Raw genomic sequence first — 22803 nt, forward strand, 5'->3', positions numbered from 1 at the left:
GTCTGCGGCGGCGCGTTTCATGCTTCACTGAAGACCTCATCTTTTCCACGGAGGTTGTCCGGTGTCCGTACCCTCGCTCAAAGACCAGTTCGCCGCGCTCATCGCCGCGCCTTCGGTGAGCTGCACCCAGCCGCACTGGGACCAGACCAACCAGCCGGTCATCGATCTGCTCGCCACCTGGCTCGATGAGCTGGGCTTCGCCTGCGAGCGGCAGGAGGTCGCGCCCGGCAAATTCAACCTGCTGGCCAGCCGTGGCAGCGGCCCGGGCGGGCTGGTGCTGGCCGGGCACAGCGACACGGTGCCCTTCGACGCCGAACTCTGGGCGGGCGACCCGCTCCGGCTGCGCGAGGCCGACGATCGCTGGTACGGCCTCGGCGCCTGCGACATGAAGGGCTTTTTCGCGCTCATCATCGAGGCGGTGCGGCCGTTGCTGGATCAGCCGTTCAGGCAGCCGCTGCTGATCCTCGCCACCTGCGACGAGGAAAGCTCGATGGCCGGCGCGCGGGCATTGGCCGAGGCGGGCCGGCCGCTGGGGCGCGCCGCGGTGATCGGCGAGCCGACCGGCCTGCGCCCGGTGCGTCTGCACAAGGGCGTGATGATGGAGCGCATCGACATCCTCGGGCAGAGCGGCCATTCCTCCAACCCGGCCTACGGCCACAGCGCGCTGGACGCGATGCACGCGGTGATGGGCGAGCTGATGACGCTGCGCGGCCAGTGGGCGCTCGAGTACCGCAACCCGATGTTCGACGTGCCCCAGCCGACGCTGAACCTCGGTTGCATCCATGGCGGCGACAATCCCAATCGCATCTGCGGGCACTGTTCGCTGGAGTTCGACCTGCGGCCGCTGCCGGGCATGGAGCCCGAGCAGCTGCGTGCGCTGATCCGCCAGCGGCTGGTGCCGGTGGCCGAGCGACACCAGGTGAAGATCGACCTGGCGCCGCTGTTTCCCCACGCCCCGGCATTCGAGCAACCGGCCGGTGGCGAACTGGTGACGGTGGCCGAGCGTCTGACCGGACATGCGGCCGAGGCGGTGGCGTTCGGTACCGAAGCGTCTTATCTTCAGCAGCTCGGCTGCGAAACGCTGGTCATGGGCCCCGGTGACATCGCCTGCGCCCACCAGCCCGACGAGTACCTGCAGCTGTCGCGCATCGAGCCGACCGTGCGTCTGCTGCGCGAGCTGATCGGCCATTACTGCCTGGCGCCGGCCCGCTGACCGGAGCCCGGCCGCCGCTTCGCCCGACCTGACATCCAAGGGTATCCATGCACGACTACGTCACCTGGCTCCGCCACGCTTCGCCCTACATCAACTCGCACCGCGACCGCACCTTCGTCGTCATGCTGCCGGGCGACGGGGTGGAGCATCCCAATTTCGCCAACATCGTCCATGACCTGGTGCTCCTGCACAGCCTCGGGGTGCGCCTGGTGCTGGTGTTCGGCTCGCGTCCGCAGATCGAGGCGCGGCTGGCCGCGCGCGGGCTGGCGCCGCGCTTTCATCGCGACCTGCGGATCACCGATGCGCCGACCCTCGAATGCGTGATCGATGCGGTCGGACAGCTGCGCATCGCCATCGAGGCGCGCCTGTCGATGGACATGGCCGCCTCGCCGATGCAGGGCGCGCGGCTGCGGGTGGCCAGTGGCAATTTCGTCACCGCCCGCCCGATCGGCGTGGTCGACGGCATCGACTACCACCACACCGGCGAGGTCCGCCGGATCGACCGCAAGGGCATCGGCCGCTTGCTCGACGAGCGCACCATCGTGCTGCTGTCGCCGCTGGGGTACTCGCCGACCGGTGAAATCTTCAACCTCGCCTGCGAAGACGTGGCCACCCGCGCGGCGGTGGACCTGAAGGCCGACAAGCTGGTGCTCTACGGCGCGGAACGCGGCCTGCTGGACGAGAGCGGCACGCTGGTGCGCGAGCTGCGCCCGCAGCAGATCCCGGCCTATGTCCAGAAACTGGGCAGCAACTACCAGGGCGAACTGCTCGACGCGGCGGCGCAGGCCTGCCGCGGCGGGGTACCGCGCAGCCATGTGGTGAGCTATGTCGACGACGGCTCGCTGCTGACCGAGCTGTTCACCCGCGACGGCGGCGGGACCATGGTGTCGCAGGAGCAGTTCGAGCAGCTGCGCGAGGCGACCATCGAGGACGTCGGCGGGCTCATCGATCTGATCACCCCGCTGGAGGAACAGGGCATCCTGGTGCGTCGCTCCCGCGAGGTGCTGGAGCGCGAGATCGAGCAGTTCAGCATCGTCGAGCGCGACGGCCTGATCATCGCCTGTGCGGCGCTCTATCCCATTGCGGGGTCCGACTCGGGGGAGCTGGCGTGCCTGGCGGTCAACCCCGAGTACCGCCACGGCGGGCGGGGCGACGAGCTGCTCGAGCGCATCGAGAGCCGCGCCCGGCAGATGGGTCTGAAGAAGCTGTTCGTCCTCACCACCCGCACCGCGCACTGGTTCCGCGAACGCGGTTTCGAGCCCAGCGGGGTGGAGAGCCTGCCCGCGGCTCGTGCCTCGCTGTACAACTTCCAGCGTAACTCGAAGATCTTCGAAAAGCCGCTGTGACGGGCGGCCCGCCTGTCTCAGGCGGGCAGGGTGGTCAGGCTGCGCTGGTAGTCCTCGACGAAGCTGTCGAAATCCTGGGTCTCGGCCTGCTCCATGCGGGCCTGCTGCTCCAGCGACTGCTGCGCGGTCGCCTCGAAGCCTGCGAGCTCCTCGCCCAGCATGGGCATCCGGCGGAAATAGTCGGTATGGGCCACGCTCTGGCGCAGGGCGAAGGCGCGGAAGCTCTCGCCGTGCTGGCGCAACTGTTCCAGCACCTGCGCCGAGGGCGTGAGGCTGGGGTCGACCACCTTGGTCTGCTGCACGGTCACGGCCTGCCGGTGCAGGTCGTCGCCGCGGCTGCGGTCGAGCAGCTCGGCGACCTGGCCGATGCCGTCGAGCAGTTCCTGCGCCCAGGCCTTGAGCCCTACCGCCTCACCGCCGCGCATCAGTTCGAGCCCCGGACGCCGGCCTTCCTTGACCACCCTGAGGAAGTTGTCGGTCGCCGCGGCGCATTCCCCGTCCACCAGGAAGGGGCTGTCCTCCAACGCGCAGTAGAGCAGGAAGGCGTCGAGGAAGCGGGCCTCGGTGATGTCGATCCCCAGCGGCAGGAAGGGGTTGATGTCTAGGCAGCGCACTTCGACGTACTGGATGCCGCGCGCGCGCAGGGCCTGGATCGGCCGCTCGCCGACGCCGGTGACCCGCTTGGGGCGGATGTTGGAGTAGTACTCGTTCTCGATCTGCAGCACGCTGGTGTTGAGCTGCTGCCAGTTGCCCTGGGCATCCTTGGTGCCTTGCGCGACATAGGGCGGGTAGGGCGTCGAGACGGCCTTGTGCAGGCTCTCGGTATAGCTCTCCAGGTTGTCGTAGCAGGGGGTGAGGCCTGCCTGGGCGTTGTTCTGGTAGCCCAGGTCGCTCATCCGCAGGCTGGTCGCATAGGGCAGGTAGAGGGTGTCAGCATCGAGCTGCTCGAGCTGGTGCGCACGGCCGCGCAGGAAGCCCGCGTCCAGCGCCGGCGAGGCGCCGAACAGGTACATCAGCAGCCAGCTGAAGCGGCGGAAGTTGCGGATCAGCGCGATGTAGCGCTGCGACTGGTAGTGCTGCGGCTCCCGGGTGTCGCCTTCGGCCTGGCGCAGTGCCGACCAGAGCGCCTCGGGCAGCGAGAAGTTGTAATGGATGCCGGCGATGCACTGCATGGTCTTGCCGTAGCGCAGGGCCAGGCCGCGGCGGTAGACGTGCTTGAGCCGGCCGATGTTGGAGCTGCCGTACTCGGCGATGGGGATCTGCGCCTCCTCGGGGAGCGGGCAGGGCATCGAGGCGCTCCAGAGGTATTCACCGGCGAGCTTGTTGTAGGTGAATCGGTGGATCGCCTCGAGCTCGGCCAGGGTCTTTTCCGGGTCGGTCTCGGTGGAGGTGATGAACTCCAGCAGCGCCTCGGAATAGTCGGTGGTGATCTGCGGGTGGGTCAGCGCCGAACCCAGGGGCCGGGGATGGGGGGTGAGCGCCAGCAGGCCCTGTGTGTCGACGCGCAGGCATTCGCGTTCGATCCCGTGCAGGCATTGAGTGAGCAGTGGCAGGTGGGAGGACTCGGCCAGCAGTGCCAGGCGGCGGGAAAGAAGCTCGCTCAAGATGGGTGTCCCCGAAAAGGTGGTCATGTCTGATATCCGCCTCGATATGGGGGAGGTCGGATCGGTCTGCAAGGGCGGTGACGAGTTTTACCCGTCCTCAGCTTGGGTGCCTAGAGTTGCGCAAAGGTCCCTTGTCCCTTGGCGATCAGCTTGTCGCCCTGCGTCACCTCGGCTTCGACCACCAGTGTACGCCGTCCGGCATGCAGCACGCGGGCGGTGCAGAGCACCTCGCCGCTGTCGATGGAGCGCAGGTAGTTGATCTTGCATTCGAGCGTGACGCTCTGTCGATCGAAGCCATGGGCGCTGGAGCAGGCCAGCCCCATGCTCATGTCCATCAGGCTGAACAGCGCGCCGCCGTGCAGCTTGCTGTGTCGGTTGCGCAGATGCTCGCCCATTTCCAGGCGTACCCGCGCCTCGCCGTTCTCGACGCGGAGCGGTTGGCAGCCAAGCAGCTGGCTGAAGGCGCTTATCTGCAGGTCTTCGGTGATTTCCATGGAGGTTCCGCCCACTGGGGAGTGATGACGGCGCGCCATGGGCGCGCCGTCCAACTTCTGACCGCGATCGGCGGCGTTACTTGCGCAGCTGCTTGGCGTTGGCGAACAAGGCGGCCATCGCGGCGTTGGCCGGCGCCGGCTTGTCCTGGCTGCTGTGGCGTTCGCTGCGTGGCTCGCCGCCGCGCTTGCCGTTGCCGCGCGCTTGCCCGCCGCGGGTGCCCTCGGTCTTCTCGCCGGGGGTGTCGCCCATGCGCATCGACAGGCCGACGCGGTTGCGCGCAATGTCGACCTCCATCACCTTGACCTTGACGATGTCGCCGGCCTTGACCACTTCGTAGGGGTCCTTGACGAACTTTTCCGACAGCGCGCTGATGTGCACCAGACCGTCCTGATGCACGCCGATGTCGACGAAGGCGCCGAAGTTGGTGACGTTGGTGATCACGCCCTCGAGCACCATGCCCGGCTTGAGGTCCTTGAGGGTTTCGACGCCCTCCTGGAAGGCGGCGGTCTTGAATTCCGGGCGTGGGTCGCGGCCCGGCTTCTCCAGCTCCTGGAGGATGTCGCCGACGGTCACCAGGCCAAAGGTTTCGTCGGTGAACTTCTTCGGGTCCAGGCGCTTGAGGAAGGCCGAATCGCCGATCAGCGAACGGATGTCGCGGCCGGTGTCGGCGGCGATGCGCTGCACCAGCGGGTAGGTCTCCGGGTGCACGGCGGACGCGTCGAGCGGGTTCTCACCGTTCATGACGCGCAGGAAGCCCGCGGCCTGCTCGAAGGTCTTCTCGCCCAGGCGTGGCACCTTCTTCAGCTCGGCGCGGCTCTTGAAGGCGCCGTTGGCGTCGCGGTAGGCGACGATGTTCTGCGCCAGGGTGCCGTTGAGCCCGGAGATGCGTGCCAGCAACGCGGCCGAGGCCATGTTCAGGTCGACGCCGACGGCGTTCACGCAGTCCTCGACCACCGCATCCAGGCTGCGCGCCAGCTTGAGCTGGGAGACGTCGTGCTGGTACTGGCCGACGCCGATCGCCTTGGGCTCGATCTTCACCAGCTCGGCCAGCGGGTCCTGCAGGCGGCGGGCGATGGACACCGCGCCGCGCAGCGACACGTCGAGGTCGGGGAATTCGCGTGCGGCCAGTTCCGAGGCCGAGTACACCGAGGCGCCGGCCTCGCTGACCATGATCTTGGTGAGCTTGAGGCCCGGCACCTTCTGGATCAGCTCGCCGGCGAGCTTGTCGGTCTCGCGGCTGGCGGTGCCGTTGCCGATGGCGATCAGGTCGACGCCGTGCTTGGCGCACAGCTTGGCGAGGATCGCCAGGGTGCCGTCCCAGTCGTTGCGCGGCGCGTGCGGGTAGACGGTGGCGGTGTCGAGCAGCTTGCCGGTGGCATCGACCACCGCCACCTTGCAGCCGGTGCGCAGGCCCGGGTCGAGGGCCAGGGTCGCGCGAGGGCCGGCCGGCGCGGCCAGCAGCAGGTCGTGCAGGTTGCGGGCGAAGACGCTGATGGCTTCGTCCTCGGCCTTGTCGCGCAGTTCGCCGAACAGGTCGGTCTCGAGCGAGGTGTAGAGCTTGACCTTCCAGGTCCAGCGCACCACTTCGGCGAGCCATCTGTCCGCCGGGCGCGAGGCCTGGGTGATGCCGAAACGCTCGGCGATCATCGCCTCGCAGGGGTGCATGGCACCGGGAACCTCGTCGCCGACCTTCAGGCTGGCACTGAGCACGCCCTCGTTGCGGCCGCGGAAGATCGCCAGGGCGCGGTGCGAAGGCACGCCCTTGAGCGGCTCGTCGTGCTCGAAATAGTCGCTGAACTTGGCGCCTTCGGCGTCCTTGCCCGGCACCAGCCGGGCGCTGAGGGTGGCGTGGTCCTTGAGGAAACCGCGCAGCCTGGCCAGCAGGTCGGCGTCCTCGGCGAAGCGCTCCATGAGGATGTACTTGGCGCCTTCGAGTACCGCCTTGGTGTCGGCGAAGCCTTTCTCGGCATCGACGAAGCGCGCGGCCTCGGTCTCGGGGTCCAGCGCCGGATTGCCGAACAGGGCATCGGCCAGCTCGCCCAGGCCGGCTTCGAGGGCGATCTGGCCCTTGGTGCGGCGCTTCTGCTTGTAGGGCAGATAGAGGTCTTCGAGGCGGGTCTTGGTGTCGGCCAGGTTGATCTCGCGGGCCAGCTCGGGGGTCAGCTTGCCCTGTTCCTCGATGGACGACAGGATCGCGGCGCGGCGGTCGTCCAGCTCGCGCAGGTAGCGCAGGCGCTCCTCCAGGTGACGCAGCTGGGTGTCGTCGAGGCTGCCGGTCACTTCCTTGCGGTAACGGGCGATGAAGGGCACGGTCGAACCTTCGTCGAGCAGTGCCACGGCGGCGGCGACCTGTTGCGGGCGCACGCCCAGTTCTTCGGCGATACGGGAGTTGATGCTGTCCATGAACCTACCTGGGTCAGTCAAACCATGCAGGCCTGGCCTGCGCGAAAGCCGGCGATTATAAGGGAAAGCACAGCCGTGGGGCGGCCGGCGGCTGTCGCGGCGCCGCGCAGGGCGCTGTGGGCGTCGTCACGCTGGGTCGCGTGGCGAAAAATCTGCTAACAATGGGTGCCAATGGTTCGCAGACTGCTGCGCCATAATGCACCGATACCAGTTCCGGGAGTTTCCATGAGTACCGCATCTGCCAATGAAGGCGAAAAGATCCTCATCGTCGACGACGATTCCCGACTTCGGCGCCTGCTGGAACGCTTTCTCGATGAGCAGGGTTACCGCGTGCGGACCGTGGAGAACACCGAGCAGATGGACCGTCTGCTCAGCCGCGAGCTGTTCCACCTGGTGGTGCTCGACCTGATGATGCCGGGCGAGGACGGACTGTCCGCCTGCCGCCGGCTGCGCGAGGGCAGCAACCAGATCCCGATCATCATGCTCACCGCCAAGGGCGACGAGTCGAGCCGCATCCAGGGGCTGGAGGTCGGCGCCGACGATTACCTCGCCAAGCCGTTCAACCCCCGCGAGCTGCTGGCGCGCATCAAGGCGGTGCTGCGCCGCCAGGCGCCCCAGGTGCCGGGCGCGCCGGCCAGCGACGACGAGGTCGTGACCTTCGGCGAATATGAGCTGTACCTGGCCACCCGCGAGCTGAAGAAGGGCGACGAGGTGCACATGCTCACCACCGGCGAATTCGCCGTGCTCAAGGCGCTGGTGCAGCATGCGCGCGAGCCGCTGACCCGCGACAAGCTGATGAACCTGGCCCGCGGCCGCGAGTGGGATGCCCTGGAGCGCTCCATCGACGTGCAGATCTCGCGCCTGCGCCGGCTGATCGAGCCCGATCCGTCCAAGCCGCGCTACATCCAGACCGTCTGGGGCGTGGGCTACGTGTTCGTGCCGGACGGCAACAAGTGAGCAGTCAAGCTGCAGACTGCAAGCCGTGACGAAAAGCGGGGCGCCATCATGGCGCTCTTCTTCTTCCTGCAACCTGAGACTTATGGCGTGACGCCGCCTTCCCCATGAAAGCCCCCCTGTGGTTCCCGCAAAGCTTCTTCGCCCGCACCCTGTGGCTGGTGCTCATCGTCGTGCTCTTTTCCAAGGTGCTGACGCTGTTCTACCTGATGATGAACGAGGACGTGCTGGTCGACCGCCAGTACAGCCATGGCGCGGCCCTGACCCTGCGCGCCTACTGGGCCGCCGACGACGAGAACCGCGAGCGCATCGCCAAGGCGGTCGGCCTGCGGCGGGTGCCGGAGCAGGAAGTGCCGGCCAGCGAGTACCACTGGCCGTACTCGGAAATCTTCAAGCGGCAGATGCAGGCCGAGCTGGGTCCGGAGACCGAGGTCCACGTGCGCATCCAGCCCTCGCCGGCGCTCTGGGCCCGTTCCCCGGGGCTGGGGCGTGGCTGGATCGAGGTGCCGCTGTATCCCTATCCGCTGCAGGGGCAGCGCATCTGGAGCGTGCTGGCCTGGTTCCTCGGCATCGGCCTGCTGTCGACCGCGGCCGCCTGGATCTTCGTCAGCCAGCTCAACCTGCCGCTCAAGCGGCTGGTCTACGCCGCCCGGCAGATCGGCCAGGGGCGCAGCGTGCGGCTGCCGGTCAGCGACACGCCGAGCGAGATGACCGAGCTGTATCGCGCCTTCAACCAGATGGCCGAGGATGTCGAGCAGGCCGGGCGCGAACGCGAGCTGATGCTGGCCGGCGTTTCCCATGACCTGCGCACGCCGCTGACCCGTCTGCGCCTGTCGCTGGAGCTGATGCCCAACGACGCCGAGCTGACCGAGGAGATGGTCCGCGACATCGAGGACATGGACGCCATCCTCGACCAGTTCCTGGCGTTCATCCGCGACGGGCGGGACGAGCCGGTGGAGCCCACCGATCTCGGCGAGCTGATCCGCGAGGTCGTGCAGCCGTACAACCAGCATGCCGAGACGGTGCGCCTGTGCGTCGAGCCGATCCCGGTGCTGGCGCTGCGCCGGGTGTCGATCAAGCGTCTGCTGGTGAACCTGATCGAGAACGCGCTGCGCTACGGCGGTCACGGCGTCGAACTCGAGGCGCACTGCTCGGGCGATCCGAACGCACCCTACGTGGTGATCAGCGTGCTGGACCGCGGAACGGGCATCGATCCACGGGAAATGACCGAAATCTTCAATCCCTTCATCCGTGGGGACCGCGCCCGTGGCGGCAAGGGCGCCGGCCTGGGGCTCGCGATCGTCAAGCGCATCGCCGCGCAGCACGGTGGCGTGGTCGAGCTGCGCAACCGTTCGGGTGGTGGTCTGGAGGCCCGCGTCAGCCTGCCGCTGGGGCTGTTGCTGCCGCGGAATGTGTTGAAAAACTGAGCGCCCCGCCGGGAGATCGCTCAGCTGCAATGGCTTCCCCCTTCGCTACCCCTTGCCCTTGGTGCGGGTCAGGTGCGGGCCGCCGTTCTTTTCCAGGTACTGGATGATCATGCCGGCCACATCCTTGCTGGTGGTGACTTCGATGCCTTCCAGGCCAGGGGACGAGTTGACCTCCATCACCAGCGGCCCGTGATTGGAACGCAGGATGTCCACGCCGGCCACGTTCAGGCCCATCACCTTGGCCGCGCGGATGGCGGTCATGCGTTCTTCCGGCGTGATCTTGATCAGGCTGGCCGAGCCGCCGCGATGCAGGTTGGAACGGAATTCGCCGGGCTTGGCCTGGCGCTTCATCGCGGCGATGACCTTCTCGCCCACCACGAAGCAGCGGATGTCGGCGCCGCCGGCTTCCTTGATGTACTCCTGCACCATGATGTCCTGCTTCAGCCCCATGAAGGCCTCGATCACCGACTCGGCGGCCTTTTCGGTTTCGCAGAGCACCACGCCGATGCCCTGGGTGCCTTCGAGCACCTTGATCACCAGGGGCGCGCCGCCAACCATCTGGATCAGGTCGGGAATGTCGTCGGGCGAGTGGGCGAAGCCGGTCACCGGCAGGCCGATGCCGCGTCGCGAGAGCAGTTGCAGCGAGCGCAGCTTGTCACGCGAGCGGGCGATGGCCACCGACTCGTTGAGCGGGAAGACGCCCTGCATCTCGAACTGGCGCAGCACCGCGCAGCCATAGAAGGTCACCGAGGCGCCGATGCGCGGGATGACCGCGTCGAAGCCCTCCAGCGGGCGGCCGCGGTAATGGATCTGCGGCTTGTGGCTGGCGATGTTCATGTAGGCGCGAAGGGTGTCGATCACCACCATCTCGTGGCCACGCTGCTGGCCGGCCTCCACCAGTCGGCGGGTTGAATACAGACGCGGATTGCGCGACAGCACGGCGATTTTCATTGGGCACCGGGGACAGTGAGGATCTGGGGTTTGTCTTGGATATAGGTTCGTGCCGGGTCGACCAGGCATCGGCCGTCGACCAGCGCCTTGGAGCCCAGCAGCAGGCGGTAGCGCATGGTCTTGCGGCAGGTCAGGGTGAACTCGACCGGCCAGGCGCAATCGCCCATGGCCAGCAGGGTGCGGATCACGTAGCGTGTCTGCGCGTGGCCGTTGGAGCTCTTGATGGTCTTGCGTGTCAGCAGCGGGGCTTCGCAGCGATGGCGTCGCTGCACCAGGGTGCCCAGATGCGCGGTGAAGCGAACCCAGCGCTGGCCGTCGCGTTCGAATTCCGAAATGTCGGTGGCGTGCAGCGCTGAGGTGCTGGCCCCCGTATCGATCTTCGCGCGCAGGCCGACGACGCCCAGGTCAGGCAGGGCGATCCATTCACGCAGGCCGATAACGGTAGGGGTCTGGTCTGGCTTCAAGGTGGTGTCCGGGCGATTTGCGCGCATTCTAGACGGGGCAGTATGCCAACTGCATCTGTCTGCTGCACCCTAGGACAACGGCGTTTGGAAAGAGTAGGGCGATGAGCGAAAAAGACGATGGCAAGGTGCGTCTGGACAAGTGGCTGTGGGCGGCGCGTTTCTTCAAGACGCGGGCGCTGGCCAAGGCCGCGATAGAAGGCGGCAAGGTGCATTGCCGGGGCGAGCGCTGCAAGCCGGGCAAGGAGCCGAAGGTGGGCGAGACGTTCACCATCAGGGCCGGTTTCGACGAGCGCACCGTGGTGGTCAAGGGGCTGTCGGCGGTGCGCCGTGGCGCGCCCGAGGCGCAGCTGCTCTACGAGGAGACCGCCGACAGCCTGGCCCGTCGCGAGCAGGCCGCGGCCATGCGCAAGGCCGGCACGCTCGGCCTGCAGACCGACGGCCGGCCGAGCAAGAAGCAGCGCCGGCAGCTGCATCACTTTCGCGATTTCGAGGGCTGATCAGTCCTGGCGCAGCACGGCCAGCTGGCGCACCCCGGGAAGTACGCGCGCAAGGGTGAAGGCCGGGCGCGCGAGCCACTGCAGCAGCGCCGCGATCTGCGCGCCCAACGGGGTGCAGTAGCCCCAGCCCAGCGCCAGCAGGGCGATCAGCAGCCCGCCGACGAAGTCGTCGCTGAGCCAGTGGGCGCCGGCCACCAGGCGCGGCAGCATGAACGCCAGGGTGACGCCGAGCACCACCGCCAGCTTGGCGCCCCGGGCGAAGAGCGCCATGAACAGGCCCCAGATCAGCAGCACCGAGGCATGGTCGCCGGGAAAGCTCTTGCTGGAGCGATCCTTCAGTTCGAAGACCCGCTCGAGCAGCGGGAAATGGTCGCTCAGGTGATAGGCGGTGGCGAAATGCATCGACGGACTGGCGTGCTGCCAGCCGAGGTGCGCGCCGATCTTGGTGACCAGCACGCGAATCACCAGAAGCACCAGCAGCAGGCCGACGAAGGTGAACAGCGCCGGGCGCAGCTGGGCCTGGCCGAACAGCCAGTCCTTGCGGATCAGCAACGTCAGCAGGACGGCGCCGACCAGGATGTCGAACACGCGGATGCTGGCCAGTGCCCACAATCCGTCCCACACCGGCGAGACGCCGAGCGAGCCGTTGAGCAGATGGAACACGGCCGCATCGGCCTGGTCCCAATATTGGCGGGTAGCGGGCCACAGCCAGCTGGCCAGCAGCAGGGCGGCAAGGGCATGGCAGGCGATCAGCGGCAGCGGGCGCCAGCGTGACTGGGGCATGGAGGCGGAGGTCATGGACGCGTCCCTTCGAGGATGAAGGCGCGCGATCTTAGGCGTGGCGGGAGCCGCTGTCCGGGCGACGTGCGACTCGTTCAGCTGCCGTTCAGTTTGCCTGCGGCGATGCGTTTTGCCCCGGTGCTTGGTCGAGTCGCCCTTTGCGCCTAAAATCGCCGGCCCTTTCGCTGTTCCAGTCCTTGCGAGCCTTGGCATGTCCGATCATACCCAGCGTTTCCTTTTCGACGATTCCGACGTGCGTGGTGAAATCGCCAGCCTTGGCGAGAGCTACCAGCACGTGCTGGCCAAGCATCCCTATCCGGAGCCGGTCGCCCAGCTGCTCGGCGAATTGCTGGCCGCCGCGGCGCTGCTGGTCGGCACGCTGAAGTTCGATGGCCTGCTGGTCCTGCAGGCCCGCTCCTCCGGCCCGATCCCGCTGCTGATGGTCGAGTGCTCCAGCGAGCGCGACGTGCGCGGTATCGCCCGCTACGAAGCCGATCAGATCGCCGTTGGCGCCACGCTCTCGGAGCTGATGCCCGAAGGGGTGCTGGCGATCACCGTCGACCCGGCGCGGGGGCAGCGCTACCAGGGCATCGTCGCGCTGGAGGGCGTCAGCCTGGCGGCCTGCCTGTCCGACTACTTCGCCACTTCCGAACAGCTGCCGACGCGCTTCTGGCTGAACGCCGACGGCCGCCGCGCCTGCGGCATGCTGCTGCAGCAGCTTCCGGCCGATCGGATCAAGGACGCCGAGGCGCGGCAGGCCAACTGGCAGCACCTCACCACCCTGGCCGACACCCTGACCGCCGAAGAGCTGCTCGGGCTGGACAACCAGACGCTGCTGCACCGTCTCTACCACGAGGAGCAGGTGCGCCTGTTCGAGCCCCGCCCCCTGCAGTTCCACTGCAGCTGCTCGCGCGAGCGCTCGGCCAACGCGCTGGTGAGCCTGGGCCAGGCGGACGCCGAGGCGCTGGTCCTGGAGCAGGGCGGGTCGGTCACCATCGACTGCCAGTTCTGCAACCAGCGCTACGTCTTCGATGCCGCCGATATCGCCCAGCTGTTCGCCGGTGGCGGCAGCGATGCGCCCTCGGCCACCCGCCACTAAAAAGCCATTATTTTTTCGGAACCATTCCGAGGCCCTGTCGCTCATACCCAGCGGCTCGGCTTTTTGGCATAATCGGGCACTTTTTTCGATGTAGCCTGTCGCATGGCCGGCTACAACATATAAGGAGGATTCGGCTTAAGAAGCCGACGGGGATCATCATGACGCAAGCCACTCACGCCGTTTACAGCGACATCAGCACCGCTCAACTGGTTGAAGAAGCCCTCCGCCGCGGTGAAGGCGAACTGGCCGCCAATGGCTCGCTCGTTGTGAAGACAGGCCACCGCACGGGCCGTTCGCCCGCGGATCGGTTCATCGTTCAGGAACCTTCCACCGACTCGAAGATCGCCTGGGGCGCCATCAACCGCCCGTTCCCGGCCGACAAGTTCGATGCCCTGTGGGACCGCGTCCAGGCGTTCAACGATGCTCAGGATCACTTCGTTTCCCACGTCCATGTAGGCTCCTCCGAAGCCCACTACCTGCCGGTCAAGATGACCACCGCCACCGCCTGGCAGAACCTCTTCGGTCGCCAGCTGTTCATCAACCCGCAGCCGTACAACCCGGCCGGGAAAGAGGAATGGCAGGTCCTCAACGTCGCCAACTTCGAGTGCGTACCGGAGCGCGACGGCACCAATTCCGATGGCTGCGTGATCATCAACTTCGCCCGGAAGAAGGTCCTGATCGCCGGCATGCGCTACGCCGGTGAGATGAAGAAGGCCATGTTCAGCGTGCAGAACTTCCTGCTGCCCGAGGCCGACGTGCTGCCGATGCACTGCGCGGCCAACATCGGCGAGGAAGGCGACGTCACCCTGTTCTTCGGTCTGTCGGGCACCGGCAAGACCACCCTGTCGGCCGACGAGTCGCGCTACCTGATCGGCGACGACGAGCACGGCTGGGGCAAGGGCGTGGTGTTCAACATCGAAGGCGGTTGCTATGCCAAGTGCATCGACCTGTCCGAGAAGAACGAGCCGGTGATCTGGAAGGCCATCCAGTTCGGCGCCGTGCTGGAAAACGTCGTGCTCGACGAGAACCGCGTGCCCGACTACGCCGACGACAGCCTGACCCAGAACAGCCGCGCGGCCTACCCGCTGGAGCACGTCGAGAAGCGCTCGGAGAAGAACCTCGGCGGCGAGCCGAACGCGGTGATCTTCCTGACCTGCGACCTGACCGGCGTTCTGCCGCCCGTGTCGATCCTCAACGAAGAGCAGGCGGCCTACCACTTCCTGTCCGGCTACACCGCGCTGGTCGGTTCGACCGAGATGGGCAGCGGCGCCGGCATCAAGTCGACCTTCTCCACCTGCTTCGGCGCGCCGTTCTTCCCCCGTCCGGCGGGCGAGTACGCCGAGCTGCTGATCAAGCGCATCCAGGAGTTCGGCTCCAAGGTGTACCTGGTCAACACCGGCTGGACCGGCGGTGGCTACGGCATCGGCAAGCGCTTCAACATCCCGACCACCCGCAGCGTGATCGCGGCGATCCAGAGCGGTGCGCTGATCGGTACCGAAACCGAGCAGCTGCCGATCATCAACCTGAGCGTGCCCAAGTCCGTGCCGGGGGTTGAAACCAACCTGCTGAACCCGCGCAACACCTGGGAAGACAAGAACGCCTACGACGAGGCCGCCAAGGGCCTGGCCAAGCTGTTCATCGAGAACTTCAAGAAGTTCGACGTCTCCGACGCGATCCGCGACGCCGGCCCGCAGCTCTAAGCCGCGCGCCGTTCGAAAAGCCGCCTTCGGGCGGCTTTTTCATTTGGCGCCGACTATTCACCCAGCATCGGCCGCGCTATGGTCAGGGGCCATCGGGCGGTCAACGGAGTGACAGCCATGTACGACACCCTCGAACGCATCTTCGGTTTCCGCCAGTTTCGCCCCGGCCAGGAGGCGACCGTCGGCGCGGTGCTGGCCGGCCGCTCGGCGGCGGCGATCTTTCCCACCGGCTCGGGCAAGTCGCTGTGCTATCAGCTGCCGGCGCTGCTGCTGCCCAACCTGACCCTGGTGGTCTCGCCGCTGCTGGCGCTGATGCAGGACCAGCTCGCCTTTCTCCATCGGCACGGCATCGCGGCGGCGAGCATCGATTCGGCGCAGAGCCGCGAGCAGACCGCCGAGGTCATGGGCAAGGCCAAGTCCGGCGAGCTCAAGGTGCTGATGATCTCGGTCGAGCGGCTGAAGAACGAGCGCTTCCGGCAGTTCATCGGCCAGGTGCCGATCTCGCTGCTGGTGATCGACGAGGCGCACTGCATCTCCGAATGGGGCCACAATTTTCGCCCCGACTACCTGAAGCTGCCCGATTACCAGCGCGAGTTCGGCATCCCCCAGGTGCTGCTGCTCACCGCGACCGCGACGCCGGCGGTGATCGACGACATGCGCGCCAAGTTCGCCATTGCCGAAGAGGACGTGATCACCACCGGCTTCTACCGGCCTAACCTGAACCTGCTGGTCGAGCCGGTCACCAGCCTGCGCAAGCCGCAGCGATTGCTCGAATGGCTGGCGGCCAAGCCCGGCGAGCCGAGCATCGTCTACGTGACCCAGCAGAAGACCGCCGAGCAGGTGGCCGACCAGTTGAGCCGCGGCGGTCTCCCGGCCAGCGCCTACCACGCCGGCATGGCCTTCGAGCAGCGCGAAGCGATCCAGCGACGGTTCATGTCCGGGGAGATCGGTTGCATCGTCGCCACCATCGCCTTCGGCATGGGCATCGACAAGGCCGACATCCGCAACGTGGTGCACTACGACCTGCCCAAGTCGGTGGAGAACTACAGCCAGGAAATCGGCCGTGCCGGACGCGACGGCAACGCTTCCGACTGCCTGGTGCTGGCCAACCGCGACAGCCTCAACGTGCTGCAGAACTTCGTCTATGGCGATACCCCCGAGCAGGACGGCATCGCCGTGGTGCTGGCCGAGATCGCCGCCGCGGGCGAGCAGTGGGAGCTGTTGCTCAATCCGCTGTCCGACCAGAGCAACATCCGCCCGCTGCCGCTCAAGACGCTGCTGGTGCAGCTCGAACTGCTCGGCGTGATCGCCCCGCGCTATGCCTATTTCGCCGAATACCGCTTCAAGTACGGGGTCGAGCCCGAGGCGCTGGTCGCGCGGTTCGAGGGCGAGCGGCGGCGTTTCGTCGAAGCCATCGTGCAGACCTCGGCCCGCGCGCGGACCTGGTGCACGGTGGATTTCGAGGCGCTGTACCGCGACCACGGCGCCGAGCGCAGCCGGGTGGTCAAGGCCCTGGACTGGTTCAACGAGCAGGGCCTGATCGAGCTCGAGAGCAAGCAGATGACCGAGGTCTACGCCGTGCTGCAGCCGGGCTTCGACGCGCCGGCGCTGGCCGGACGGCTGCACCGCTACTTCCTCGACAAGGAGGCAGCCGAGATCGCGCGCATCCAGGCGATGCTGGCGCTGTTCGAGTCCGAGCAATGCCTGAGCCAGCGCCTGGCCGCCTATTTCGGTGATCGGCAGGCGCCGGCCCGTTGCGGTCATTGCTCGGTCTGCCGTGGACAGGTCGCCCGTCTGCCGGCGCCGCCGGCGCTCGCCCCGCTCGAGGAGAAGAACCTGTCCCAGCTCGCGGCGGGCTTCATCGCACGTCACCGGGAAGCCCGTGGCGAAGCGCCGTCGAACGAGACGCTGACCCGCTTTCTCTGCGGCATCGGCGTGCCGCTGTTCGCCCGCCTGAAAGCGCGAACGCTGCCCGGCTTCGGCAGCCTGGAAGCCTATCCCTACGCCCAGGTGCGCGACTGGGTCCGAGGCGCGTAGCGCACGGGTCGACCGGCCGGTCGGAAGAAAAAGCTGAACCTCGGCCGGTCAGTCGCCTCGAAACTACAAGCACGTCAGAACGAGGTAGGCTCCATGCAAGTTCAAGTGAACACCAATCACATCCAGGGCAGTGCCGAGCTACAGGAGTGGGTAGGAGCGGCCGTCACCGAGCGGCTGGAACGGTTCGATGACCTGTTGACCCGGGTGGAGATCCACGTCGGCGACGAAAACGCGCAGAAGGCCGGTGCCGACGACAAGCGCTGCCAGATCGAAGCGCGGCCCAAGGGGCATCAGTCCCTGTCGGTGACGCACAAGGCCGAATCCCTGCAGCTGGCGGTCGATGGCGCCGCCGAGAAGATGCGCAACGCCCTCGAGCACCTGACGGGCAAGCTGGACGCCAAGACCGTATCCACCGGACATCTGGACGACCCGCTGCTGAGCGAAGACCCGCCGCAGGTGACCGATGCCCTGCTGCAGGAAGAATTCCTGGCCCGCCAGGAGGCGCTGGGCAAGGAGTGACCGGACAGGCGTCGGGCGACGCCGCCCGGCGATGCTTCCTTTGGCGGCGTGCTTGCGAGCACGTCGTTTTTTTTGCGGCTGCACCGGCGTTTTTTCGGAACGGGTATGGCTGTCTGGCAAAGCGGAACGATCGGCTCGCGACGCAGGCCAAAGAGGGAAAGCCTTCGGAGCATCGTCCCATGACCTTTTCGATCATCGCCCGCTGTCCGCGCACCGGACAGTTCGGCGTGGCGGCCGCCACTGCCATGCCCGCGGTGGGCAAACTGCTGACCCATGCCGCCGCCCGCGTCGGCGCCGTGGCGACCCAGGCGCAGATCAACCCTTACCTGGGCATCGACGGGCTGAACCTGCTGCGCCAGAACCGCTCGGCCGCCGAGGTGATCGAACAGCTGCACCGCACCGACCCCTGCATGGCCTTGCGCCAGTGCGCGGTGATCGATCCCCAGGGGCGCAGCGCGTGCTGGACCGGCGAGAAATGCATCCCCTGGGCCGGCTCGCTGGCCGGCGAGCAGTTTTCCGTGCAGGGCAACCGGCTCACGGGGCCGCAAGTGCTGGACGCGATCGCGGGGGCCTTCATGCACGAGCCGGCGCTGCCGCTGGTGGAGCGGCTGATGGAGGCGATCGCGGCCGGCGACCGGATGGGCGGCGATCGGCACGGCGAATCCTCGGCGACCATCTATGTGGTCGATCGCGAGGCGTACCCGCTCTGGGACATCCGGGTCGACCACCACCGCGATCCGTTCGCCGAGCTGCGGCGCCTGCATGAGGTGTTCGAGGCCCAGGTGTATCCCGAGATACTGGCCATGCCGACGCGGGAGAACCCCGCCGGCGCGGTGGCCAAGGAAGAGACGATCTAGCCGGGCGCTCTTTGCCGCGCGGGCATTTCCCTGCGCGTGAAGACCTGCGATGCTCGGCGCAACGTTTCGAGCAGAGGCAAGCATGCGCATCAGTTCCGATTTCGACAGCGGCAACATCATCGTCCAGGACGCCAGCGACCCGCGGCAGGTGCGCCTGGCGATCCGCCCCGATACCCGCAGCCATCACTTCCAGTGGTTCCACTTCAAGGTCGAGGGGCTGACGCCGGGCGCGCGCTGCGATTTCAGCCTGACCAATGCCGGCGACTCGGCCTACAGCCACGCCTGGACGGGATATCACGCCGCCGCGTCGTACGATCAGGTCAACTGGTTCCGCGTGCCGAGCCGCTTCGAAGACGGTGCACTGCACTTCGGCCTGGAACCCGAACAGGCACAGATCTGGTTCGCCTATTTCGAACCCTACAGCCGCGCCCGCCACGACTGGCTGATCGAGCAGGCGCTGAGCCGCGCCGGCGCCGAACGGGTCGCCTGCGGCAAGAGCCTGGAAGGTCGCGACATCCAGCTGCTGCGGATCAGCCGCCGGCCGGATGCGGCGCGCAAGCTGTGGATCATCGCCCAGCAGCATCCGGGCGAGCACATGGCCGAGTGGTACATGGAAGGGGTGATCGAGCGGCTGCAGAACCGGGACGATCCCGAACTCGAAACCCTGCTGAGCCAGGCCGACCTCTACCTGGTGCCGAACATGAACCCCGATGGCGCCTTCCATGGTCACCTGCGGACCAACGCCGCCGGCCGCGATCTCAACCGCGCCTGGCAGGATGCCAGCGAGGCCGAGACGCCCGAGGTGTTCTTCGTCCAGCAGCAGATGCGCGCCATCGGCGTGGACCTGTTCCTGGATATCCACGGCGACGAGGAAATTCCCCACGTGTTCACCGCGGGCGGGGAGGGCAACCCCGGCTATACCCCGCGCATCGCCGGGCTGGAGGAGGAGTTCCGCCGTCGCCTGGTGGAGATGGGCGCCGAATTCCAGACCCGTTACGGCTACCCGCGCAGCGCGCCGGGCAAAGCCAATCTGACCCTGGCCTGCAACTCGGTCGGCCAGGAGTTCGATTGCCTGGCCTTCACCATCGAGATGCCGTTCAAGGACCACGACGACACGCCGAACCCGGCGACAGGCTGGAACGGTGCGCGCTCCAAGCAGCTGGGCAAGGACGTCCTGAGCGTGATGGCGCAGATGGTCGATCACCTGCGCTAAGGCAAGATCGGTGGCGCCTGCCAGCAGGCGCCGTTTCGACGCGCTGACATCCTTCTGAAACATTCCGAAAAGCACGCCCGGGCCCTGGTCCGGGCATCCGCGTCAGCTTCTTCCATACTGATCAGCTTCGGCCGCGTGCCCCGGCGGCTCTGCCGTGCGGGTTCGGCAGCCCGGTGGTCGCCCCGTGCGGCCGCTGCCGGGACGGTCCGCCAGGGCGACGGTCCGATCCGAAATAGACAGAGGAGAAGCATCGATGAAGCGTCGTCAGTTCGTCCACAGCGCCGCGGCCGCCGCCGCCCTGGCTGCCCTCGGGCCGCTGCCTTCCCTGGCCCTGGCTGCCGACGGCGTGCTCAAGCGCAGGATTCCTTCCAGTGGCGAAGCGCTTCCGGTCATCGGCCTCGGCACCTCGCAGACCTTCAACGTGGAGATCGACGACGAGGCGCTCGAGCCGCTGCTCGAAGTGGTGCGTACCTTCGTCAACGGCGGCGCCCGGTTGATCGACACCGCGCCCAGCTACCGGGCCGCCGAGCAGGTGACGGGCGAACTGGTGAGCCGGCTGGACGTGCGCGACAAGGTGTTCCTCGCCAGCAAGGTATCGAGCACCGGCCGCGAGGCGGGCCAGCGGCAGAACCAGGCCAGCTTCGAGGCGCTCCAGACCGACACCATCGACCTGATGCAGGTGCACAACCTGCAGGACACCACCACCCAGCTCAACCTGCTGCGCGACCTGCGCGAGCAGGGCAAGGTGCGCTACATAGGCGTGACCCATTACGTCGACTCGGCCCATGACGACCTGCTCGCCGTGCTGCAGAAGGAAAAGCTCGACTTCGTCCAGTTCAACTACTCGGTGGCCGAACGCAACGCCGAGAAGCGCCTGTTGCCCTATTGCGCCGACAACGGCATCGCCACCCTGATCAACCGTCCCTTCACCCGTGGGGGATTGCTGTCGAAGGTCCGCGACCAGCCGTTGCCGGACTGGGCCGTGGAGGTCGACGCGACGTCCTGGGCGCAGCTGCTGCTCAAGTTCATCCTGGCCAACGAGGCGGTCACCGCGGTGATCCCGGCCACCTCCAACCCACGCTACATGGCCGACAACCTCAGGGCCGGGCAGGGCCGCCTGCCCGACGCCAGGCAGCGCGAGCGCATCGTCCAGGCCTTCTCGTGACCCCACTGCGCGGCGCATCGATCCACGTGCCGCGCTTTCGCAGGAGTTTTCCATGAGCACCGCTGCCTCTTCGGCGACCCGCCGGCTGGCCCGTTCGATCAACGCCGAGCCGGGTGAACTGCTGGCGGTGCTGGCTGGCTTCGGGCTGTTCTTCTGCCTGTTCTGCGGTTACTTCATGCTGCGCCCGATTCGGGAGTCCATGGGCATCATGGCCGGCGTGGAAAACCTGCAATGGCTGTTCACCGCGACCTTCTTCGCCATGCTGCTGGCGGTGCCGCTGTTCGCCTGGCTCAACTCCCACGTGGCGCGCATCCACTACATCGACTGGGTGTACGGCTTCTTCTGCCTGAACCTGCTGCTGTTCGCCGGGCTGTTCCTGGGCAGGGGCGAGGACGTCTGGCTGGCGCGGGTGTTCTACGTCTGGATCTCGGTCTACAACCTGTTCGTGGTGTCGGTGGCCTGGAGCCTGATGGCCGATGTCTTCGATTCGCCGCAGGCCAAGCGCCTGTTCGCCTTCATCGCCGCCGGCGCGAGCGTCGGCGGGCTCAGCGGGCCGGCCTTGAGCGCCCTGCTGATCGGCGTGCTGGGCGAAGCCGGGCTGATGCTGCTGGCGGCGCTGCTGCTCGCCGCCGCGGTGGTGCTCAAGCATTACCTGATGCGCTGGCGCGAGGTCGGCGGTGCCGGGCGGCCGGGCGCGGTGCCGACGGAACACACGCGCCGACCGGTGCCGGGCAACCCGTTCAGCGGACTGACGCGGGTGCTGGGCTCGACCTACCTGCTGGGCATCAGCGCCTTCGTCATCCTCCTGGCCACGGTCAGCACCTTTCTCTATTTCGAGCAGGCGCGGCTGGTGTCCGAACTCTTTCCCGACCGTGCCGAGCAGGTGCGGGTGTTCGGCATCATCGACTTCGTGGTGCAGGCCGGTGCGTTGCTGTCGCAGCTGTTCATCACCGGCCGCATCGCGCAGCGCCTGGGCGTGCGCGTGCTGCTGGCGATCGTCCCGGCGCTGGTCTGCCTGGGGTTCATCGGCCTGGCGATGGCGCCGACCTTCGCCGTGCTGGCGGCGCTGATGATCGTGCGGCGGATCGGCGAATACGCCTTCGTCCGGCCCGGGCGCGAAATGCTCTTCGCCCCGCTCGATGCCCAGAGCAAGTACAAGGCGAAGAATTTCATCGACACGGTGGTCTATCGCGGCGGCGATGCCATCAGCGGCTGGGCCAAGGCCTTCATCGACATGCTTGGCCAGGGCGCCGTGCTGGTGGCGCTGGTGGGCGCGGTCTGCGCCGCCGTCTGGGGCGCGCTGGGCTGGTACCTGGGCGGGCGCGCGGATCGCGGCCGGCCCGACGCGTCGGCCACAGTGCCGGACGATCGGGACGGCTCCGAGAAGGCCGGCGTCCACTGAGCCTGCGCGCGGTTACGCGTGACTATGGCAAAAGGCTTACACGCCGTCGCGACGTTCTGCGCTTTTTCGGACCCGTGCGGCTCCCTAAGATAGGCCCATCTCTGACGCACAGGACGTGCTCGGGATCATGGATGATCGACCACCGCCAGGATGGCGCTCCAATGATTTGGACATGGTCAGGAAAAACCCGCTTCGGCGGGTTTTTTGCTTTCCGGCCCCGGACGAACCGGCGCCATCGGGCCCTCAGTCGCGGGTGCCGGTGATCTGCACCAGGGTGCCGTCGATGAAGCGCAGGTAGCGCGTCATGCCGTTGCGCGGGCCGTAGGCCCAGCGCTCCACCGTGACCGAACCTTCAGGCGGCAGGCCGTTTTCCTGCAGGGTGGGCACGCTTCGTTCGCGCGCATCCGGCTCCCCGCATTTGCGCAGCACCTCCAGGCTGTTGTCGCCCTCGTTGATCAGGCCCCCGTTGCAACGCATCGACGCGAGCGCGGTGCTGCTCGTTGCCAGCAGCAGAACGGTCAGCAGGCCTTGGCAGATCGGCTTGAACATACAGAACTCCCGAATGATCGCTCCCGCATCCTAGCCCGACGGCAGGGCTGGGTGAACCGTCGGGCGGGCAGCGTCTCCATGGGCGAATGGCAAAAGGCTTACACGCCGCCGCGGCGTTCTGCGCTTTT

Annotated in this window: 20 protein-coding genes; 13 read left to right on the top strand and 7 right to left on the bottom strand. The window is 67.2% G+C overall.

Annotated elements, in window-relative coordinates:
- Positions 1 to 61: 61 nt before the first annotated feature.
- The gene (gene argE / locus DN824_RS00735; RefSeq protein ID WP_138406476.1) at positions 62 to 1213 is read left to right on the top strand and encodes an acetylornithine deacetylase; all 1152 of its coding nucleotides are present in this window, start codon (positions 62 to 64) and stop codon (positions 1211 to 1213) included.
- A 47-nt stretch (positions 1214 to 1260) separates the two neighbouring features.
- Positions 1261 to 2559, top strand: coding sequence for an amino-acid N-acetyltransferase (gene argA / locus DN824_RS00740; protein ID WP_138406477.1), 1299 nt, complete (start codon positions 1261 to 1263; stop codon positions 2557 to 2559).
- A gap of 17 nt (positions 2560 to 2576) precedes the next feature.
- Here argA and gshA read toward each other — a convergent pair whose 3' ends face one another.
- From gshA to DN824_RS00755, 3 genes are all read right to left on the bottom strand, one after another.
- A complete protein-coding gene (gene gshA, locus DN824_RS00745; protein WP_138406478.1) occupies positions 2577 to 4163 on the bottom strand; it encodes a glutamate--cysteine ligase in 1587 nt (528 codons plus the stop codon).
- Between the two features lie 110 nt (positions 4164 to 4273).
- Positions 4274 to 4657 carry a PaaI family thioesterase gene (locus DN824_RS00750; RefSeq protein WP_138406479.1) on the bottom strand — a complete coding sequence of 128 codons (384 nt, stop codon included), beginning with the start codon at positions 4655 to 4657 and terminating at the stop codon, positions 4274 to 4276.
- Positions 4658 to 4733: 76 nt separating this feature from the next.
- The gene (locus DN824_RS00755; RefSeq protein ID WP_138406480.1) at positions 4734 to 7061 is read right to left on the bottom strand and encodes a Tex family protein; all 2328 of its coding nucleotides are present in this window, start codon (positions 7059 to 7061) and stop codon (positions 4734 to 4736) included.
- 225 nt (positions 7062 to 7286) lie between these two features.
- On the opposite strand from DN824_RS00755, the gene ompR reads away from it, so the two are divergent.
- Together ompR and DN824_RS00765 are read left to right on the top strand one after the other, a co-directional pair.
- On the top strand, positions 7287 to 8018 hold the full coding sequence (ompR, locus tag DN824_RS00760; protein ID WP_138406481.1) for an osmolarity response regulator transcription factor OmpR: 732 nt from the start codon (positions 7287 to 7289) through the stop codon (positions 8016 to 8018).
- 104 nt (positions 8019 to 8122) lie between these two features.
- Positions 8123 to 9442, top strand: a complete 1320-nt coding sequence (locus DN824_RS00765; RefSeq protein WP_138406482.1) for an ATP-binding protein — start codon at positions 8123 to 8125, stop codon at positions 9440 to 9442.
- A gap of 45 nt (positions 9443 to 9487) precedes the next feature.
- On the opposite strand, the gene rimK is transcribed toward DN824_RS00765, so the two are convergent.
- Both rimK and rimB read right to left on the bottom strand, forming a co-directional pair.
- Positions 9488 to 10393 (bottom strand): 30S ribosomal protein S6--L-glutamate ligase, encoded by a 906-nt coding sequence (gene rimK / locus DN824_RS00770; protein ID WP_138406483.1) that lies wholly within the window; start codon positions 10391 to 10393, stop codon positions 9488 to 9490.
- Complete coding sequence (gene rimB, locus DN824_RS00775) at positions 10390 to 10857, bottom strand: retropepsin-like aspartic endopeptidase RimB (protein ID WP_282096985.1); 468 nt, start codon at positions 10855 to 10857, stop codon at positions 10390 to 10392. Before rimB ends, rimK begins: the two co-directional genes overlap by 4 nt.
- 101 nt (positions 10858 to 10958) lie before the next feature.
- Between rimB and DN824_RS00780 the strand changes: the two genes are divergently transcribed.
- Complete coding sequence (locus tag DN824_RS00780; RefSeq protein WP_138406485.1) at positions 10959 to 11354, top strand: RNA-binding S4 domain-containing protein; 396 nt, start codon at positions 10959 to 10961, stop codon at positions 11352 to 11354.
- Here DN824_RS00780 and DN824_RS00785 read toward each other — a convergent pair whose 3' ends face one another.
- Positions 11355 to 12152 carry a phosphatase PAP2 family protein gene (locus DN824_RS00785; protein ID WP_138406486.1) on the bottom strand — a complete coding sequence of 266 codons (798 nt, stop codon included), beginning with the start codon at positions 12150 to 12152 and terminating at the stop codon, positions 11355 to 11357.
- 193 nt (positions 12153 to 12345) lie between these two features.
- On the opposite strand from DN824_RS00785, the gene hslO reads away from it, so the two are divergent.
- The 8 genes from hslO (at position 12346) to DN824_RS00825 (ending at position 22126) form a co-directional block, all read left to right on the top strand.
- Positions 12346 to 13233: an Hsp33 family molecular chaperone HslO gene (gene hslO / locus DN824_RS00790; protein WP_138406487.1), complete on the top strand. Its 888-nt coding sequence runs from the start codon at positions 12346 to 12348 to the stop codon at positions 13231 to 13233.
- A gap of 158 nt (positions 13234 to 13391) precedes the next feature.
- Complete coding sequence (locus DN824_RS00795; protein WP_138406488.1) at positions 13392 to 14933, top strand: phosphoenolpyruvate carboxykinase; 1542 nt, start codon at positions 13392 to 13394, stop codon at positions 14931 to 14933.
- Between the two features lie 117 nt (positions 14934 to 15050).
- Entirely contained in the window at positions 15051 to 16970 is a 1920-nt protein-coding gene (locus tag DN824_RS00800; RefSeq protein ID WP_138406489.1) for a RecQ family ATP-dependent DNA helicase, read from the top strand.
- A gap of 93 nt (positions 16971 to 17063) precedes the next feature.
- Entirely contained in the window at positions 17064 to 17489 is a 426-nt protein-coding gene (locus tag DN824_RS00805; RefSeq protein ID WP_138406490.1) for an HPF/RaiA family ribosome-associated protein, read from the top strand.
- A gap of 179 nt (positions 17490 to 17668) precedes the next feature.
- A complete protein-coding gene (locus tag DN824_RS00810) occupies positions 17669 to 18346 on the top strand; it encodes a DUF1028 domain-containing protein (RefSeq protein ID WP_138406491.1) in 678 nt (225 codons plus the stop codon).
- An 82-nt stretch (positions 18347 to 18428) separates the two neighbouring features.
- Complete coding sequence (locus tag DN824_RS00815; protein ID WP_138406492.1) at positions 18429 to 19559, top strand: M14 family metallopeptidase; 1131 nt, start codon at positions 18429 to 18431, stop codon at positions 19557 to 19559.
- 253 nt (positions 19560 to 19812) lie between these two features.
- Entirely contained in the window at positions 19813 to 20724 is a 912-nt protein-coding gene (locus DN824_RS00820; protein WP_138406493.1) for an aldo/keto reductase, read from the top strand.
- A 52-nt stretch (positions 20725 to 20776) separates the two neighbouring features.
- A complete protein-coding gene (locus tag DN824_RS00825) occupies positions 20777 to 22126 on the top strand; it encodes an NTP/NDP exchange transporter (protein ID WP_241666475.1) in 1350 nt (449 codons plus the stop codon).
- 243 nt (positions 22127 to 22369) lie between these two features.
- On the opposite strand, the gene DN824_RS00830 is transcribed toward DN824_RS00825, so the two are convergent.
- Complete coding sequence (locus DN824_RS00830; RefSeq protein WP_138406494.1) at positions 22370 to 22675, bottom strand: DUF2845 domain-containing protein; 306 nt, start codon at positions 22673 to 22675, stop codon at positions 22370 to 22372.
- Positions 22676 to 22803: the final 128 nt, after the last annotated feature.

This window comes from Stutzerimonas nosocomialis (genome assembly GCF_005876855.1).
In the GTDB taxonomy this organism is placed as follows: Bacteria; Pseudomonadota; Gammaproteobacteria; order Pseudomonadales; family Pseudomonadaceae; genus Stutzerimonas; species Stutzerimonas nosocomialis.